This window comes from Azotobacter armeniacus (genome assembly GCF_054779355.1).
In genome coordinates, this window is the sequence record NZ_BAAGYK010000089.1 from 1 (window position 1) to 1,403 (window position 1,403).

At 66.3% G+C, this 1,403-nt stretch carries 1 protein-coding gene; it reads right to left on the reverse strand.

The window, feature by feature from the left end; all coding sequences use genetic code 11:
• Positions 1-1,394: 3-hydroxyacyl-CoA dehydrogenase NAD-binding domain-containing protein (locus ACYVD0_RS12885; protein WP_460427172.1), on the reverse strand; the 1,394-nt coding region annotated here is incomplete at its 3' end.
• Between the last annotated feature and the right edge of the window lie 9 nt (positions 1,395-1,403).

The following is a 1,403-nucleotide window of genomic DNA, read 5'->3' on the forward strand; positions in this document are numbered from 1 at the left end:
ATGACCTCCACCAGCGGCATCAGCGGCACCGGGTTGAAGAAGTGCATGCCGCAGAAGCGCTGCGGATGCTTGAGCGAGCCGGCCAGCAGGCCGATGGAGATGGTCGAGGTGTTGGAGGCGATCACCGAATCCTCCGGCACCTGCTCCTCCACTTCGGCCAGCACCGCCTGCTTGACCTCGAGCTTCTCGACCACCGCCTCGATGACCAGGTCGACCTGGCGGAAATCGCCGTAGGACAGGGTCGGGCGGATGCCGTTGAGCACCTCGGCCATCTGCTGCACCGTCATGCGGCCCTTCTCCACCCGCTTGCCGAGCTGCTTGTCGGCTTCGGCCAGTCCCTGGCGGATGGACTCCTCGCGGATGTCCTTCATCAGGATCGGCGTGCCCTTGAGCGCCGACTGGTAGGCGATGCCGCCACCCATGATGCCGGCACCGAGCACCGCCGCCAGCTTCACCTCGCGGGCGTCCTTGTCGTACTTCCTGGCCTTGCGCTTGAGCTCCTGCTCGTTGAGGAACAGCCCGACCAGACTCTGCGCCACCGTGGTGGCGGCCAGCTTGACGAAGCCGCCGACCTCGATCTCCAGCGCCGCCTCGCGCGCGCAGTTGGCGGCCTTCTGGATGGTCTTCACCGCGGCCAGGGGCGCCGGATAGTGCGGGCCGGCCTGGGCGGCCACGTAGGCCTTGGCGCTCTCGAAGGCCATCATCTGCTCGATGTTGCCGAGCTTGAGCGGCTCCAGCTTCGGCTGGCGGCGGCTCTGGAAGTCCAGCTCGCCGGTGGCCGCCCGCTTCACCAGGTCGAGGGCCGCCTCGCGCAGCCTTTCGTCGGCGACCACGGCATCCACCGCGCCCACCTTCAGTGCCTCTGCCGCGCCGTTTTCCTTGCCGGCGGCGATCCACTCGATGGCGTTATCACTGCCGATCAGCCGCGGCAGGCGCACGGTGCCGCCGAAGCCCGGGTGGATCCCCAGCTTGACCTCCGGCAGGCCCACCTTGGCCGACTCGCCCATCACCCGGAAGTCGCAGGCCAGGCACATCTCGAAACCGCCGCCGAGGGCCATGCCGTTGATCGCAACCACAGTCGGCACCGGCAGGTCCTCGAAATCCGAGAAGATCCGGTTGATCTCCAGGCACCAGCCACTCAGCTCCTCTTCGGGGGCGCGGAACAACTCGATGAACTCGGTGATGTCGGCGCCGACGATGAACATGCCCTTGCCGCTGCTGACCAGCACGCCCTTGAGTGAGGTCTCCGCCTGCAGCGCATCCACCGCCTGGCGGAATTCGTTCAGCGTGATGCGGTTGAATTTATTGACGGAGTCGCCCTCGAGGTCGAACTGCATCTCGACAATGCCATCCCCCAGGGCCTGGACCCGGATGGCTTTCCCTTCGTAAATCATCGACTGATT